General features: G+C 46.3%; 8 protein-coding genes and 1 pseudogene. All 9 read left to right on the plus strand.

Annotated features, from left to right (window positions below; all coding sequences use genetic code 11):
• The first annotated feature begins 53 nt into the window (after positions 1–53).
• Entirely contained in the window at positions 54–2,399 is a 2,346-nt protein-coding gene (locus HG263_RS08355; protein WP_171625610.1) for a hypothetical protein, read from the plus strand.
• Positions 2,400–2,422: 23 nt separating this feature from the next.
• Positions 2,423–8,773: a hypothetical protein gene (locus HG263_RS08360; protein WP_171625611.1), complete on the plus strand. Its 6,351-nt coding sequence runs from the start codon at positions 2,423–2,425 to the stop codon at positions 8,771–8,773.
• 62 nt (positions 8,774–8,835) lie between these two features.
• Positions 8,836–9,117 carry a hypothetical protein gene (locus tag HG263_RS08365; RefSeq protein ID WP_171625612.1) on the plus strand — a complete coding sequence of 94 codons (282 nt, stop codon included), beginning with the start codon at positions 8,836–8,838 and terminating at the stop codon, positions 9,115–9,117.
• 51 nt (positions 9,118–9,168) lie between these two features.
• Complete coding sequence (locus HG263_RS08370; protein ID WP_171625613.1) at positions 9,169–11,151, plus strand: contractile injection system tape measure protein; 1,983 nt, start codon at positions 9,169–9,171, stop codon at positions 11,149–11,151.
• Between the two features lie 21 nt (positions 11,152–11,172).
• Entirely contained in the window at positions 11,173–13,131 is a 1,959-nt protein-coding gene (locus tag HG263_RS08375; protein ID WP_171625614.1) for an ATP-binding protein, read from the plus strand.
• A 33-nt stretch (positions 13,132–13,164) separates the two neighbouring features.
• Complete coding sequence (locus HG263_RS08380) at positions 13,165–14,145, plus strand: Pvc16 family protein (protein WP_171625615.1); 981 nt, start codon at positions 13,165–13,167, stop codon at positions 14,143–14,145.
• Between the two features lie 94 nt (positions 14,146–14,239).
• Positions 14,240–14,626: an eCIS core domain-containing protein gene (locus HG263_RS08385; protein ID WP_343043966.1), complete on the plus strand. Its 387-nt coding sequence runs from the start codon at positions 14,240–14,242 to the stop codon at positions 14,624–14,626.
• Between the two features lie 599 nt (positions 14,627–15,225).
• Positions 15,226–15,402, plus strand: a pseudogene (locus tag HG263_RS08390) (tyrosine-type recombinase/integrase); the annotation flags it as partial.
• A gap of 162 nt (positions 15,403–15,564) precedes the next feature.
• Entirely contained in the window at positions 15,565–16,461 is an 897-nt protein-coding gene (locus HG263_RS08395) for a DNA/RNA non-specific endonuclease (RefSeq protein ID WP_171625616.1), read from the plus strand.
• The last annotated feature ends 239 nt before the right edge of the window (positions 16,462–16,700 follow it).

Raw genomic sequence — 16,700 nt, forward strand, 5'->3', positions numbered from 1 at the left:
ACACTTATCTTTGAGCGTTTGCGCTCATACTCACCAATCTGAGTAGAATATTTATGGATAATCTAACCATTGCGACTCGTCCTTTTGAAAAGACGGGCATGGACTTCTATCGCCTTAAAGAAATTGGCCTAGAGTCTATACAGCAATTGGCTGGACAAACTTGGACGGATCATAATCCACATGATCCGGGTATCACGATTCTGGAAGGGCTATGTTACGCCATCACAGATTTGAGTTATCGTTTGTCATTTCCAATTGAAGATTTGATAGCCTCCCCCTATGCTGCCTCAATCAAGCCATACTGGGAGCAGCACGAAGCACTGGCGGTTAACCCAGTCACCACCGAGGATTATCGTCAGCTATTGTTGACGCTACCTGAAATAAAAGATGTTATCGTTAAGCCCGCGTTGTCTGATGCGAGTGAGCAAAAGCTGCATGGGCTGTTTGATATTACGGTTGAACCGCAAGACGGGGCGAGCGACCAAACTGCTTTGATGGCTAAAGTTAAACGGCACTTTGTTGCCCACCGCAACCTAGGTGATAACCTAAAGCAGGTAAATGTGGCAGTGCCACAAAATGTTGTTTGCCAACTGACCATAAGCCTTAGTGGTCATGTTGATGCTGAGGACGTCATAGCAACGATGCTGGGTGCACTCACAGAGTTTATTGACAGTGGTGAGCATGAGCAAAATACACAATCAACCAAACATGTTTATGTTTCTGATCTGATCAAGGTGATTGAGTCTGTAAAGGGGATTGACAGCTTTGACATACTCGGCGTTGCAAAGCGTAGCGTAGGTGTCGGCATTGCACAGATTGTTGGTGAGCAAAATCAAGACCATCCTAATCTTTTGCGCGTGGCACAAGACGATGAAAAGCTAGATTTTGAAAACTGGGTGCTGGTACTTGAGCCATTATCTCAACCTAGTTTTCTGCGCTTTGACTATCTGGGCATGCTTTCAGATAACTTGATTGAAGTGTCTCAAGGTGGTCACACATTGGCTTTTGATGCCGACAATGTGGCTGAAAAAGTACGCGTGTTATTAACCCCGACTCAAATAAAACCAGACTCTAAACGCACATTGGCGGGTCGTTATCGACACTTAAAAAACTATACACCGGTACAACATGAACTACCGTCTATGTATGGTGTAGGTCAAGAGAGGCTGGCTGTACAACAAGGCACTGCGCGTCATGCTGAGATATTGCAACTTAAAGGTTATTTAACCTTGTTTGACCAAGTGTTGGCTAACTTGTTTGCGCAACTAGAAAACATCAAACATTTGTTTGCTATTCCTCAAAGTGACCAGTGGCGTGGTATTGGCAAAGTATTTGATGACATGTTCGCTAGTAAAAGACTAACAAGCGAACAAATAGCTGCGTTTTGGGATGCCGTTAAACAGTTACCTGCTACGCACTTAACACAACCATTAACGGAGATTAACGAGCTTGATACGTTGATGGGCGCACAGTACCGCTGTTATCAACAAGGTCGCTTTTCAGACTTAACGGAAGTGTCTTTTTCAGAGCCGATGCTCGATCGTAGTATTACCAGCATGCAACACTTGTTAGCCCGTTTTGGTGAGCAGCCAGTCGATGCTTCTGTGCTCAAATATCAAGAAGTATTAGCGCATTACGAGCAAGCGTTAACGCAGCATAGTCAAGCGCCTAATCATGGCGCAAACCTATTGGCCCGTTTGGTTAAGCTTAAAACACTGCAAAGCCTTGCCAGTATGCTCATAAATATGCCAAGTATCAGTGGCAATCGTGGTCAAGGCATGGACTATCTTAGCAAACCGATTTGGGGAGCCAGCAGTGCATCAGGATACAAAGCACGTTTGTGTCACCGTTTGGGGATCACGGCGTTTAGTGAACGCTTGCTAACACAACACAACCGTGAAGGGTTTCATGTTGTTGAATCGGTGATGTTACATCACCCAAAAAAGGTGAATAACACAGGGCAAATATACCTTGTATTGCCTACTTGGCCGACTCGCTTTGCTGACAATGGTTTTAAAAACGTCGTTCAGCAAACTGTAATGCAAGAAACGCCCTTGCACTTAATGCCGCACCTCATCTGGTTGGAGCGTGACCAGATGGACAAATTTGAAGTGCTTTATACCGCTTGGCGCTATGAGCTAAAAAAAACGGCGGCATTAGGTATCACAGGCAACCTTAAAAACCTAAACGCTGAACTGGAGAGGTTCTTTAGCATGTACCTGCAAGGCAAAATGGACAAGCTATTCGAGCTTGAGCCTGAGACACCGCAGGAGCGTAATGTGGGTCAGGGGCTAGTGCTTGGCTCCCAGAAAAGCCATCGTCTTAACCAAGAAACGCGAGTGGGTAAAGCAAACACAGACTCATTCGTGCTTTCAGTTAATCCACCTCACTCTATCTAAAAAATAATCACGAAGGAAAACGTATGTCTAATACAAAGACAAACTCGTATAGTCGAAGTGCGCTTAAAGACGCATTCGCAGACGGGCAGACTCTGTCTAGCAGTCAATTTGAACAACTCATCGACGCGGGTATCAATCAAGCCGATGATGAAATTTATGCAAAAGATGGCAAGCTGGGCGTAGGTGAGCCTAACCCAAGCGCCAAAGTAGAAATTAAGACCGATGACACAGATCCAGTCTCGAACAACGATCATTGTGATGACATGTCAGATGGCGGCTTTGCTGCACTGCATATTAAACATCAAGAGCAAGCTTTATTTGATGTGACTTCAAAGGCGGTGACAGCCAAAGTAGACACCTATATAGACGGTGACTTACAAGTTAAAAAAGCAGGCCATGCGAGTAAAGTTACAGCCTCGGCTGATGCTGAACACACATTAGCTGTGCATGCCGCAGGCCAAAGAAATGCCATCGCGATAGTGTCAGGTGACGGCACGGCACAGAGTGCCTTTGATGCGCAGGGTAAGCTTGGTATTGGCATAACCAGCCCAGAGCAAGCGCTTGAAGTGGCAGGTGGTGCAGTGATAGGCAAAGGAATAGCTGGCAAATCTGACGTAGGCATTGAGGATGGCTTGGTTGTTGAAAAAAGCCTCAAAGTGGGTGAGCAAGTAGATGCAAAGTCAGCTATTGCCAAAACACTTAACGCCACAAGTGCACTTAAAGTTGGTCATACCGTCAACGCCGATGCCTCATTGGCATTAGCCGGTTGTAACAGTAAAGATGCTTTGAGCATCAAAAAAGACGATAGCAGCACAGAGTCGATTATTGTTAAAGCTGATGGCAAAGTGGGTATTCATACAGACAGGCCAACAGAGCGTTTTGAAGTAAACTCAAAAGCCAAAGTAAACGATGTATTATCTGCCGAGAAAGGTATTGTCAGCAAAGACTCTGTGACAATTGGTGATACAAATACACCACAAGATACGCCAGAAAATGGTTTAAGTGTACAAGGCGATGTGCATGCGCAGGCATCACTTCAGGTTGACCATCAGTTAGCCATTGGCGGGCATCCAAATACAGCTACAAGTAAGCTAAGTGTACAAAGTGAGCAAGGTCAATCGCCTTTAAACATTGCCACAACCGATAAAACCGCAGCTTTGCATGTAAATGAACAAGGGCAAGTGGGCGTAGGAACCAAGACGCCCGCTCAGCAGCTTGATGTGCAAGGCAATGTTGATGTGTCTGATACGCTTTACAGCACAAAGCTTGAGGTTAAAGAAGACACTCAATTGAATGAGCGTGTTTCTGTAGGCGAGCGTCGCGACGATGAAAACGCACGTTTGGCGGTACGACAACAAAGTAGTGCACCAGCCTTGTCTGTGTCTGATATGGCAGGCAACGCTAACTTACAAGTGGGCACCCCAAGTAGTACGGTCAAAATCAAACAAAAAAATGATGTTAACAAAGCACTGCTCGACATTAGCATTGATGGCGGTGAGCAAGAGCACAGCAAGTTTAAAGTCACTAAGTCAGGTAAAGTCGGTATTGGCGTTGAAGAGCCTGAGCAACGTTTATCGGTTGACGGCGATGCAAAAATCAGCGATGGCTTGATTGTTGAAGGCCAGACCACAGTAGACACACTGACGACTAAGCAAACGGCACAGTTTGGCGGTAATACCAACATCTCTGGGCGTACCTCTATTGGCTTAAACGCAGGTGTTGAAGACGATGATAACACCGACCCTGCTCGTTTATTTGTTAAAGCCCGTCGAGACGATAAATATGCACTCAATATCAAAGACGCCAACAACCGAACCAGAGTCTCTGTCGGCCAAGGGTGCGATGATAACTTGGTAGTCACGCAACCAAGTAATGCCAAAGGCGCAATTTTTAAAGTAGATTTAGATAATGCAAATGAGGCACTACGCACTCGTTTAAGTGTAGATAAAAGCGGTAATGTGGGGATAGGTACTGCAGCCCCTGAGGCTGCTTTAGATGTCAATGGCAAAGCAAATCTGCGCAAAGGGTTAGCAGTTACAGGTAAAACAGACTTAAACGACGTGGAAGTCACTGGTACGACGGATACGGACACTCTAGTCGTAGACACGATGGCCACTTTACAAAAAGCCAGTGTGATGGACTCGTTGTCAGTCAACTGTGATATTGAAAATGGCGAAGGCTCAACAGGTAAAGGCGCACAGAGCTATAACTTTAAAGTAAAAGGTCCCTCTAAACTAGATGGTACATTAACCGTTAATAACCATTCACAGCATAACAGTCTGTATGTTGAAAAAGTATCGACATTCGGTCAATTAATAAACAACCAACCGACGTCGGAACTAGTGGCCCAATTCAACGGTCAAGTACTAGCACTCGAAGACGTTGAGCTAAAAAAAGCATTAACGGTGACTGGCGATACAAATCTTGCAAAGTTAACAACTACGCAAAATGCGACGTTAAATGGCTTGACCGTAAAAAGCACGCAAGGCACAGCTCACACTCAGTTAAATGGCACCTTAAACACCACGGGTAGCGTCACATTTGATAATACGTTAAATGTAACTGGGCAATCTTCATTGAACAACTTAACGGTGTCTGGCACTGCTGACTTGAAAAAAGGCCTGACAGTTAAAGCCACTGGCACAGATAAAGACGTGCTGGCAGTGACAGACCGAGTAGATGTCACTGGGGATATGAGCGTAACTGGCACATTGGAACAGCATGGCCTATTTCAGCTCAGAGCAGCATCAAATGCAGCTAATCATGAGGGTATAGTATTTGATTTAACCGGCGACAGTACTCAAACGGGGTCGGCGACCATCAATGGGGGAGTGACATTAACTGGGTATGCACAGGTCAATGGTACTCATACCGTTACTGAGCATTCATCATTGAATACACTCACAGCGCAGTCAGCGGTGATAGGCACGCATGCCACAGATGAGCAAGGCAACCCTGTTGTGAGCGCCACAGTGAACGGGCCATCTAAGCTTAATGGTAATGTGGATGTGACTGGCCAGTTACAAGTTGCCCAGCATGCCAAGTTTGTGAATGACACGACCATTGGCGAGCGTTTGGAAGGCGAGCAAAGTCGCGTCGTAGTCCAAGGACGTTCAGGCAAACACGCTTTTAAAATCAACGATGCTGAGCACAATACCTTGTTTGATGTGGGGGGCTGTGAGCAAGTAGTTAAAATCTCCAGCCCTCAAGGATCTCAAGCGGATCTGTTAAAAATAACGGCTCAAGATGAATCAGTAATTAAAGTCATAGTAGACAAGCAAGGCTGGGTTGGTCTTAATACCGATTGCCCTAGCGTGTTGCTTGATGTAAATGGTTCAGCAAAAGTGCAAAATAACTTAGAGGTTGACGAAAGCGCCTCAATTGCGGGCCAAATTGCATTGGGCGACTTTGAGCAAGGGCAAAGCGCACAAGCCCGTTTGCATGTTAAACACAATGCTTTAGATACTCACCCATTACAAATTGATGTTGCGCAGCCAGCAACCGAAGGACCGTCGTCTGAATACAGCGCATTGACCGTCGATAATCAGGGTAGAATTGGGGTGGGCACTGATACGCCAATGCATACATTGGATGTACAAGGTGATGCGTTTATTCGCGATGGTCTGAAACTTGGCACAGGTAATCTTGATGTTGAAGAGCAAGCCACGGTTGGTAAGCTTGAGGTGACACACACCACCACGCTTAAAGGTAAAGCGCTGTTACAAGGTGGCGCACAAATACAAGCAGAATCTGGCAAACAAACGGCGCTGACAACAGAAGGTGATGTACAAGTTGCCGCGGGTGAAAACTCATCAGGTGCTCTGCAGGTTGCAGGGCGCGCTTCGCTTAACGGCGCGGCGCAGATCAGTACAACAGACCAAGAGCAAGTAGCTTTAACGGTTGATGGCACCACAAGCCTACAGGGTAATACTGAGGTGACAGGTGGCGCAGCCAACGAGCTCGCACTGCGAGTATCTCAAGGTGAAACGCACCTAAGCGGTCGGACGACAATCAGCGGTGGCACAGCGACGAAGCCAAGTTTAAATGTAGAGGGTGAGACGCAAATTACTGGCGACTTATCACTTAATAAGTCCCAACAGCAAGCTGGTAGCTTAAATGCCGATGGCTACAGTGCATTCAAAGGTGGCGTACACATTAGTGCAGATAATGCGCCCTGTGGGTTACAAAACACACTAGAAGTACAAGGTCATACACATACTACAAGCCTATTGGTTGATGATAAAACCACGCTCAACGGTGAAGTTTGTGCAGCGGAGCTAACCGTTTCAGGTGCAACTAAGCTGACAAGTGGCCTCAATGCATCAGGCCCCATAACAGGCTCTGAGGGATTAAACATTACCGATGGCAATAGCCACTTTGCTGGCGAGTTGACTGTGTGTGATAAAACCGACTTACGCAATGGGTTAAGCGTATCAATACCGGGTTGTGGAGACGATGACAAACTAGCACTAGAAGTGTCAGGTAAAGCACTTTTTGAAAAACAGGCAGAGTTTGCGCAAGGTGCCATTGTTAAGTCAGCGCCAGCACAAGGCTGTATGCAGAGTGCGCCTGCATTACAAGTATGTGGTGATGCTAAAGTAGCCGGGCACACAGAACTGGAACAAGGCGTATCCGTAGGGCGCGCTGATGCAGGCTGTGAGAGTGAGCCTGCACTGACAGTGAATGGTAAATCACATCTACACGATGACTTATATGTTGCAGGTGAAGGCACGTTTGGTAAGCGCAATCTAGGCGATAGCACCAAAGTGGTGGTGAGTAAGTCGGGCGACAATAGCTCAGTGCTTAAAGTGACCGACTTGGACAAACTGGCTCGTTTGGAAGTCAAAGCAGACTGTACAGAAAACGTGGTGGTTCGTCAGCCTCACAACGCGAGCAGTGACGCGTTTAAAGTTACTCAAAATGTCGCTGAGGGCGGTTGTGTAGGAGAGCGTAGTAACTTGGTGGTTAACAAGTGTGGGCTAGTTGGTATTCACACAGATAACCCAGAGTACACCTTAGATGTGAATGGTGATGCGCGCATTAAAGATAACCTCACGGTTGAAAAAACCACCCATGTAAAAGGCAAGCTGCATGTCACCAAACAGGCTGAGTTTGACTGCCCTGTTAACTTTAAACAAAGCATTAAGTTTGGTCAGATGGGTATGCCGATAGAAGGTGTTAGTGACGATTTGAGCACCGAGGGCAGCGCGTGTGTCAACGAGTTGGTAACTAAGTCGGCGATTAAAACCTACATTGATGAAAAAACCGCATTACTTGGACAGGCGCAGCATCGTTATGTGATCCAAACTCAAGCGCAGTTTGATGCCGTGTTTGGCGATGGCTCATGTGATGTCGTTGAGTTACCAGCTGATACCCGTATTTTACTGCTTGCACCGAGTGAGTATGTTGATACCCGCTGCGATGGTGGTATTGAACCACAATTTAGTGAGTACAGTACTTACAGTGAGCGTGATGAATTGCCATGTTCGGGCTCTGAAATACCCAATCAATGCGATTGTGAATGCGATTGCGCGTGCGATTTCTGTTGCCAGCAACACCCAAAACAGCCTGCATATATCTTAAAAAATGCGGTGCGTTTGAACAGCCACACCAGCATTATTGGTCTGGATATGGATGCAACAAGAGTCGTAAAAGCGCACGCAGCGTGCCGATTTATCATCGAAGGCCAAGCAAACTGTTGGATTGAAAAAATTCGCTGTGAAGGCTGGACCTTTGATGGCTGCGAGTTTGAATTTGAAGGAAGTGGGGGCGCATTCCGATTGGAGTATGCCCGAGAACTCACCTTAAATTGCCAACTTATTAACCACTACGTAAAAGGCAGTGGCGGTGCTATTTATTCACCTAAATATAATATTGATGGCTGTTATCAGGTATATAACGAAGCAGTTGAAGCGCTACACATTCAGCAGTGCCGCGCACATCAATATGGCGAAGATTATGTATCCGAGGGCGGCGCTGCTTATGGTTTGTATCAAGCTAACCTATCTGCAAGCGAATGTTACGCCGATTTAGGGGGGGCTTATGCATCATTATTTGATAGTGTCGCAGTGGCCAAAGCATGTTACGCAATGATGGGGGGCGCAGCTTATCACTGTGTGCGCCTTAAATTAACAGCCACAAGCTGCTGCGCTAGTCAAAAAGGGGGGGCGGCTTACGAATGCGAAGACTTAATCTGTGAAGGTTACTGGCGTGGTAACCGAGCATTTGACTGTAGCAGCCAAACGCATGAGGATGACGAGCAACCACGCTGTTCAAGTAAGAATATTTACGCAGGTGGATGTTATTGGAGCGGTATATATGTGGATGGACGAAGAGGCAACCCCTATTACCCTTGGAATTACTATAACTGCTGATCAACTTTAATCTAAACCTTTACGCCGGCTCAAGCAGCCGGCTTTTTTATGTGAGAAAAACAATGAAACACTATGTATTAATTTGTGCCGAGTCTGGGTTAGTCCTAAAAGATGAGGTATTTACCACACCAAGTAAAACCATTAACCCACACAGTTGTTATGTGGAGTTAACAGAGCCGGTTGAAGCGCAGCCTTGGCTCGCACAGCAAAGTAATGAGGTTGTTGTGTTTGAGTTTGATATTAACTCTATGGTCACAGCGGAAGGTTTAGCACCTGTGGTGCTTGAGCAAGACGGAATTTGGCATCGTGCATATCAAGCGATAGAGGCCCAGTCAGAGGCTTAACTGCCTCTGAAAGCATGCGAATAACACACTATCTGCTTTTAAAGGATCATTATGGTTGATATTAAAATTGACCAAGCCGTACTTGATGTAACGCTAGGCAGCGCAGCTGTTGACGATTTTGCCCAGCAAACGCTGCTGCCTCTGGTACAGCAATTGCTGCTATCGTACCGCGTGCCAGATGCGCTGCAAAAAACCGTGTCTTTAGCAGTTAGATTGTCGTCATTGGAGTTAGATCTGGGCGAATTACCTCATGATGAAGCGCAGTTAAGCACGGTGCTCCGCGCGCGTTTATATCATCAGTTGGATGATGCAATCGCTCAAGTTGGCGCTCAGGCATCGTTAACGCCTAGTGCTGCGCTTAGCCCTGTCGAGTGTGCGGCCGAGCAAAGTAGTGAGCTGACAAGCTCAAACGTGGTATTTTCAAAGCATCAGGTTAACGAACTACAGGGGCCATTGCAGCAATTACACAAATTGCAAAGTAGCGAATTTGCTTCATCAACGTGGTGTAACGCGTTAACCAAACTTGAACGGATATGTAAGCAGCAACCCACAATCCCCGCGTCATTAAATACTTGGTTGGCACAGGCTAGGCAGGCAACTGAGCAAGCCCAAGCAGCCAAGCGTTATAATAATGCGCAGTTGCAAAAGTTGTTGCATGTGGCGGCACACAAACTGAGCTTAGGGCATTTGGATGCGCATCAATTTGCCGCGCAACTGCGTCTAAAGCTGGTTCAGTTGGCCAACTTGTTACCCGCTTCAGATGCTGCGCAAGTAAACGAATGGGCACACGTACTGGGCAGTCGAAGCGCGGTTGAACATAAAATGGTAGTGAACGTGTTCTCGCACCTCCTACTATTGTTAAGTCGCGATAATGTACTCGGCGAGCGCAATTTAGCGCACAGCAACGGTGAACACGAAAAGTCTAACGCCTTAATGTTTAAAAAGCCCTTACAGGCGCAATTACGTAAGGAGTTAAAGCAATGGTTTAAGCTATTGCGTGCGACTGTACATGATCAAGTTCATGGTCCTGTTCACAACAATACGGCGGAGCACTTTAGCCATGTTATCAGGCAGCTATTTCGCCAACTGCGCAAATCGCTCAGCGTGCAAGCGGTGCAATATCGCGATTTAAGTCAGGCGCAAAGTCTGCTGGTGGCAAACCAAACGCATGCGGCGAACGTGTTGCTTGCCAAGCACGCCTGTGCGTTTAAATGGCTAAGTGATGCACGCTCGGTGCCAAGCGCCGCAACACATGCGGCAGTAACCAGCACGCTTAACTTTTTAGATGAGCAAAAAGCGGCGTTAAATCAGCAGCTCAGTAGTTTGTCACAGCTAAAATCTGGGTGGTTAACACACCCTGAGCGCTTAGAGCAGCCCGCTTATTGGCAGCAACTCAAGCTAGACAAACAATCGCTACAACGTCTTAAGCGCGCTTATCAACACAGTAATGAGTCAACCTCTCAAGCACAGCAATTAAAAGCACAGTTGCGAGAGTTAACGGCCAAAGCGCAAGCACTGCTTGACAAGCAAAACCAAGGCGAACAATGGCACTGCCCTGCGGGCGGCCTAATTTTACTGTGGCCTTTGTTAAACGCCTGTTTTGCCGAACTGGGATGGTTAAACAGCACACAGTCGCAATTTATAAATGAACAGGCACAGTACCAAGCCATGTATTTGCTTGCACACCTTGCAGGTGAGCAAGCGCAAATACCGCTTAGCGCAGCTTTACTGGTTGGGCTTGGGGCTGAGCATATAGAGCAACCATGCGAGCAGCCCAGTGAACAGATGCAACAAGCGGGCGAGCGCATGTTTGAGACATTGCTGCACCATTGGCAAGGCTTTAATACGCACTCTACGGCAACGCTCAGAGATTTGTTCATTCGTCGCGAGTGTGTGATAGAGCCTTATGCCAATGGTCATCGCTTAACGGTGCAAAAGCAACCGCAAGACGCATTGTTGCAGAGCCTGCCATTTGGCATTGCCACCATCAAACTACCTTGGTCTGAACTACTTATTTATGGGCACTGGTCTTAAAGTGCCACGCAAAAGGTCAATATGAATATTCATACATATTTAACGCCACTGAGTGAGTTACTCGACAGTTTATATACCCTGCGCATTGCTGATGTAGACACCAGTGATGAGGCATACCAAGCCGCTGTGCAGCACTGGAACGAGCGAGTACATACCCATATTGCGCCATTATTGGCACAGGATGAACTGAGCACCTTTGCACAGCGCTTTAATTTAGATGCGCCGCAGTTGGCACTGTGCTTATTGTGCTTGCTGCCGCGTTTTGATGAACGCGCGCGCTACCCGATAGAGCGCCTGCAAGGTAGCTCCTCAGCCAATGGCATATCACTGGAGCTGCTGTTGTACTTTGTCAGTGATGATAGGGCGCAGCGCGCGCAATTACGGGCCAGCATGCAACACTTGCCGGTGTTTAAATGGCAAGTGTTGCAGATACAAGCGCACACCCAACTGGGGGACCCCATGCTAATGCCAAGCGCTGAACTGCTGAGCTACTTTGCCGGTGCCATAGCACATAGCGATGCAAACGAGTGCGCAACCTTATTAGAGCCTCCAAAGCACACCTTGGTGGCAAACATTGCAAAACTGCCAGAGCAATCAATTCAGGTTATAAGCCTCATTGGTGAAGCGGGTATAGGTAAAAAAAGCGCCGCACTGCAACTCAGTGGGCAGCGCCCTTTATATGTGATGAACCACAGTAAGTTTGCACAATTTACCGACAAACACCTTGTACTGAGCGACGTGTTACGTTTGTTGCTATGCCAAGGCGGCGACTTATACTGGCCACAAGGCCAGCAGTTACTGAATGATGCCCCTGAGCTGGTGCGTATTTGTGCTGATTGGCTTAGCCAAAGTGGTGGTCGATTGTACTTAGTGGACGACGCGCCATTTGTGTTGCCATTGCGCTTGCAAGATATCGCAAACAGCAGTTATGAGCTGAGCTTAGGATCACACATCGAGCTGGCAAACATACTGCAAGCCATGTTCGTCGCTTACAGTGCGCCTGATCAAATCGTGGATATTAATTACCAGCAAGTGTGCTATCACTACCCTATGACCCCAGCGCAATTACGTGCTTTGGTCAACGCTGTAGTAACATCTGCATCTCAACAGCCTATTACAAGCAATGAGGTACTGTTGGCTTGTGTAGCACACAGTGCTCGCCAGCTTGGCGAATTGGCAACACGCATTACCCCGCGTTTTGAGCAACATGACCTTATTCTAAGTGCCGATGGGCATGCCCAATTAAACGAATTGGTGATGCGCTTTGAACACCGTTATGCGTTGGAGTCGCAGGGCGTTGAGCTTGAAAGCGGCACCTCTGCACTATTTTGGGGCCGCCCTGGCACAGGTAAAACCATGGCCGCAGAAGTACTAGCAAAACGGCTGCACTTACCTTTGTATAAAGTCAATTTGGCTAACATTGCCAGTAAATGGATTGGCGAAACTGAAAAACACCTTGCGCAGTTATTTGATATGGCAGAGCGCCAACACAGCGTATTGTTTTTTGATGAGGCCGACGCGGTATTTGCCAAGCGCAGCGAAGTAGAAAGCAGCCATGATAAAAATGCCAACCTTGGGGTGAGCTATTTGTTACAGCGCATCGAGCGATTTACTGGGGTATTGATTTTGGCCACCAACTTTAAAGGTAATATCGACGACGCCTTTTTACGGCGTTTAAGCCAAAGTGTTGAGTTTACCCTGCCCGATGAACCACACAGGCTTAAGCTTTGGCAGTCAATGCTCAAAGGCCACTTTAGCTACAGTGCCGACATAGAGCTTAAGCAACTGGCACAGCGCTTAGTGTTTTCAGCCGCACAAATAAAAAACTGTGTACGCCATGCCATGCTACTGGCAACTGCCGAGCAAACCACACAGTTGAGCAAGGCCCATATCGCAGCAGGCGCACACCGTGAATATCAAAAGCAAGATGGCAACACCATGGTTGAGCACTGGCTTAAGCAATGGGCGCTATCAAAATAGCTCACCTCAAATAGAGTATTTTTAAGGAAGATTATGAATTACAGCGCTTTTCATATTGCTAATCGTATTGTGGAGCACATGATCCGCAAACATACCTTACAACAGAGCGATTTGGCAGACATACGCTTTGATGTGCCCGACGCCGAATTTGTGGCCGCTTTGCCGAGCAAGCCGGTGATTAATGTGTATTTAAATCGTATTACCGACAATTTAGAGCGCCGACAAAGCGAAACCATGCGCGTTGCCAGTGTTGATAGCCAAGGCATGATGGATATGGTTTATCGCCCGCGTTTTATTAACCTGCATTACATTGTGTCGGTGTGGAGCAAATCAAGCGATGCAAGCGATGCACTCAATACTGAAAGCTTTTGGTTATCGAACCTCATTCAAAGCTTGGGGCGTTTTACCCATGTGCCCCACAGTGTATTAAAAGTAGCAGACTCTGATTTTGAACCAAGCCCTTTTCAAGTAGAGATCTCTTTGCTTGACGACCCGATTGATATGGGCAGCCAAGGCGAGTTCTGGAGCGCGCTGGGCTCGCGACCAAAACCCATTATTCAGCTTAATATTGTAATGCCAGTGGACGTTTGGCAAGACGTCGATACCCGCATGCCGCAAGTTAAAAACATTCGTTCTGAATATAAAAAGTTTGCTAATAGTGCGGTGCGCCAAGGGCTCAGCGAAGACGACCTACTTGCCAATAACAAAGACAATGCCTACGAGCAAAGCCGCATGTCGGTGGTAGGTAACATTGCTTTTGCTAATAACAAGTACCCGCAAGACCACCGTATTTTTATAAAACGTAGTGATGGCACCGTGGATAGTTACAACATCAATCAAGATGGTCACTATTTTATTTACGACTTACCAGCAGGTGAGTACGAGATTGGTGTGGCAAGTGAAGTGCAACTGCGCGATGCATCTCCAATGCCCACAGGAGAGAACATCACTGTGCTAGATAGTTCAGACAATGCATGGCCTGCGGCCATAGTTTGGCATGGACAAGTGGATTAACGTTACTTTTAAACCTCTGCTTGCTTAGCCAAATAAAGCGTTTTAACGACTGACGCAACAACGGCTCAACGACGGTAAAAACAACGCACAGATTGTGCGCTCGACCCAATCAATCAACAATTTAGGAACGCTTATGTATCAATATGCAACCAAACAACGCAAGCCCAACAATACGGGTTTACCCGATAAAGTAAAAAACGGCATTGAGGGCCTCTCCGGCATGGATATGTCAGATGTAAAGGTCCATTACAATTCTTCAAAGCCCGCGACGGTGCAGGCGCACGCGTATACTCAAGGCAGCAACATTTACGTTGCCCCCGGACAGCAACAGCATGTGGCCCACGAAGCATGGCACGTAGTGCAGCAAAAACAAGGACGGGTAAAACCCACCACCTCCATTGGCGGCATGGCAGTGAATGACAATGCAGGCCTAGAACGAGAGGCTGATATTATGGGGGCGAAGGCAGCGAGATTTGGGTAAAAGGGGTCTGATTGCTTGTCTTTCTAGCGTCATCCTGACTTACTATACCGTCATCCTGACGCAGGTCAGGATCTTGTGAAGTAAGCGACTTGACCCCTTTTTCTGACCCTAGAGGCAGTTAAGCAAACCAAACACCCATTTAAAACTTATATTGGCAGGATAAAACATGACGGCGTGGACTTTTTGGGATACCGGTTAAAACCACAGCATAAAACCAACATCACCCTCGCTTGGAAAACCTGGGCTAACCATTTTAGTAAACTTAAGCTGCTTTATGAGCAAGGTGCGAGAACACAGTGCATCGCTAAGTATATAAAACACTGGTTAGGGTATTTCAGGCATCCTGCCTTCCACCCTTCGGGCCAGCTAAAGCTGTTCAAATTAATTCCCGATTAATTTGTGGGCCAAAGGCGGGGTAAATATAAATTTAAAACAAGTAATAGAAAAAGGGTTAAACAGTGACTTGGGGCAAACGCTGGTGCGTTTGTATCGAGTTGACTTGCTTTATTTTGGGTAGGGGATTGTGAAGTGAGTGGTTTGATCTCTTTGCTCTTATCACGCGTTAGCTTCATCAGGGATAAAGAAAAAAAGCGACGTTACATACTTTACGGCATTCCTTCGCTAGCCACCCTTTAGAGCGGGGAACGGATTTGCGATATATCCAAGCATTGCTTGGGCATCCGAGTTCCAAAACCACGGAGATATGCACGCATGTAACCACAAAGGGGTTTAATGACGTTTCGTCACCATTAGATGGCATCGACGGATTAGAGTGATGAAAAGGCGAGACGAAATAACGACTTAAATGGGTGTAAAACGCCTTAGAATGATAATGAGATAGTCAAGGTAAAAGCCATAGGGTTGTACGTGGTTTGTTATAGGTAATGGAATAAAAGCCTATAACATCGAAAAAAGAAAAAATTAGAAAGGTTTGAGATATGTATGAACAAGTAGATAAACCTAAAGAGAATAATAGTAGAGCGAATACATATTCAGTTGCTCAAAAGAAAAATTGTGTAGCGCAAGGTTTTGCCTTTGAGAAAACTCAAGTACCAACTGTTATTCAGAAAAAAGTCACAAAATTTGAGTCTAAGAGTGTGGAGGTTGAATCGCCAGTTGAACAATACTTAAATAAAGTTGACACTTCAAAGTTTGGAAAGAATCCCGATGGTGATGATGTGGCGACAAGCTTAAGAAAAATATTACCTAACACGCCGAAATACATAAAAAGGGTGGAGTCCGTTTCGGCTAATGTTGCACCGAACGGACCAAGTGAGTATGCACGGAATGCACACTATAGCCAAATGGTTGGCCATGCAGGGGTACAAGAAGCTGCATTGACAACAGGCAGTGCAGGATATTATCAAGGGGGTCATTTAATAAGTCATTCTTTACTAGGTAAAGGGTCAGTGCAGAGCACTGCGGAGAAAATAGATGGTTACGATAATTTAGTACCAATGGAGGCTGCTATGAACAACAGGACCTACAAACAACTAGAAACTGAAATAGCAAACGGAACAGGGGTTAAAGCTGTGGAAATAGACGTTACCCACAATTTGGTCTCTTTCGTTTCTGATCAAAACGTATCTAAGATTACTAAGTGTCCGCTTAAAAAACCTGCGACTGCCTCTGGTACCGAGATTACCGGTGTAAATGCGAAGTCTGTTAAGGTGACTGTTGGTGGTGGTTCTATAGGAAAGGCTGAGGAAATAGATAGGTTGGCTCCACATGGAAGGATGATGAAAAGCGGTAAGGATGTGTTGGAACATCTGGAAATGATTGGAGCAATGCCGTGGGTGTCACAAGCGCTAATTGTAAAACTCAAGACAATTTAATGAGCTTAAAGGGTAGGTCGAAAGAGTTAACCAAGAAAAGAGTTAACCAAGAAAAGAGTTAACCAAGAAAAGAGTTAACCAAGAAAAGAGTTAACCAAGAAAAGAGTTAACCAAAAGAGTTAACCAAAAGAGTTAACCAAAAGAGTTAACCAAAAGAGTTAACCAAAAGAGTTAACCAAAAGAGTTAACCAAAAGAGTTAACCAAAAGAGTTAACCAAAAGAGTTAACCAAAAGAGTTA

The sequence above is a fragment of the Pseudoalteromonas caenipelagi genome (assembly GCF_013140855.1).
Classification (GTDB): domain Bacteria; phylum Pseudomonadota; class Gammaproteobacteria; order Enterobacterales; family Alteromonadaceae; genus Pseudoalteromonas; species Pseudoalteromonas caenipelagi.

Coding starts and splice junctions, on each gene's coding strand:
- HG263_RS08355 (WP_171625610.1), top strand. CDS start 54: ATGGATAATCTAACCATTGCGACTCGTCCTTTTGAAAAGACGGGCATG.
- HG263_RS08360 (WP_171625611.1), top strand. CDS start 2,423: ATGTCTAATACAAAGACAAACTCGTATAGTCGAAGTGCGCTTAAAGAC.
- HG263_RS08365 (WP_171625612.1), top strand. CDS start 8,836: ATGAAACACTATGTATTAATTTGTGCCGAGTCTGGGTTAGTCCTAAAA.
- HG263_RS08370 (WP_171625613.1), top strand. CDS start 9,169: ATGGTTGATATTAAAATTGACCAAGCCGTACTTGATGTAACGCTAGGC.
- HG263_RS08375 (WP_171625614.1), top strand. CDS start 11,173: ATGAATATTCATACATATTTAACGCCACTGAGTGAGTTACTCGACAGT.
- HG263_RS08380 (WP_171625615.1), top strand. CDS start 13,165: ATGAATTACAGCGCTTTTCATATTGCTAATCGTATTGTGGAGCACATG.
- HG263_RS08395 (WP_171625616.1), top strand. CDS start 15,565: ATGTATGAACAAGTAGATAAACCTAAAGAGAATAATAGTAGAGCGAAT.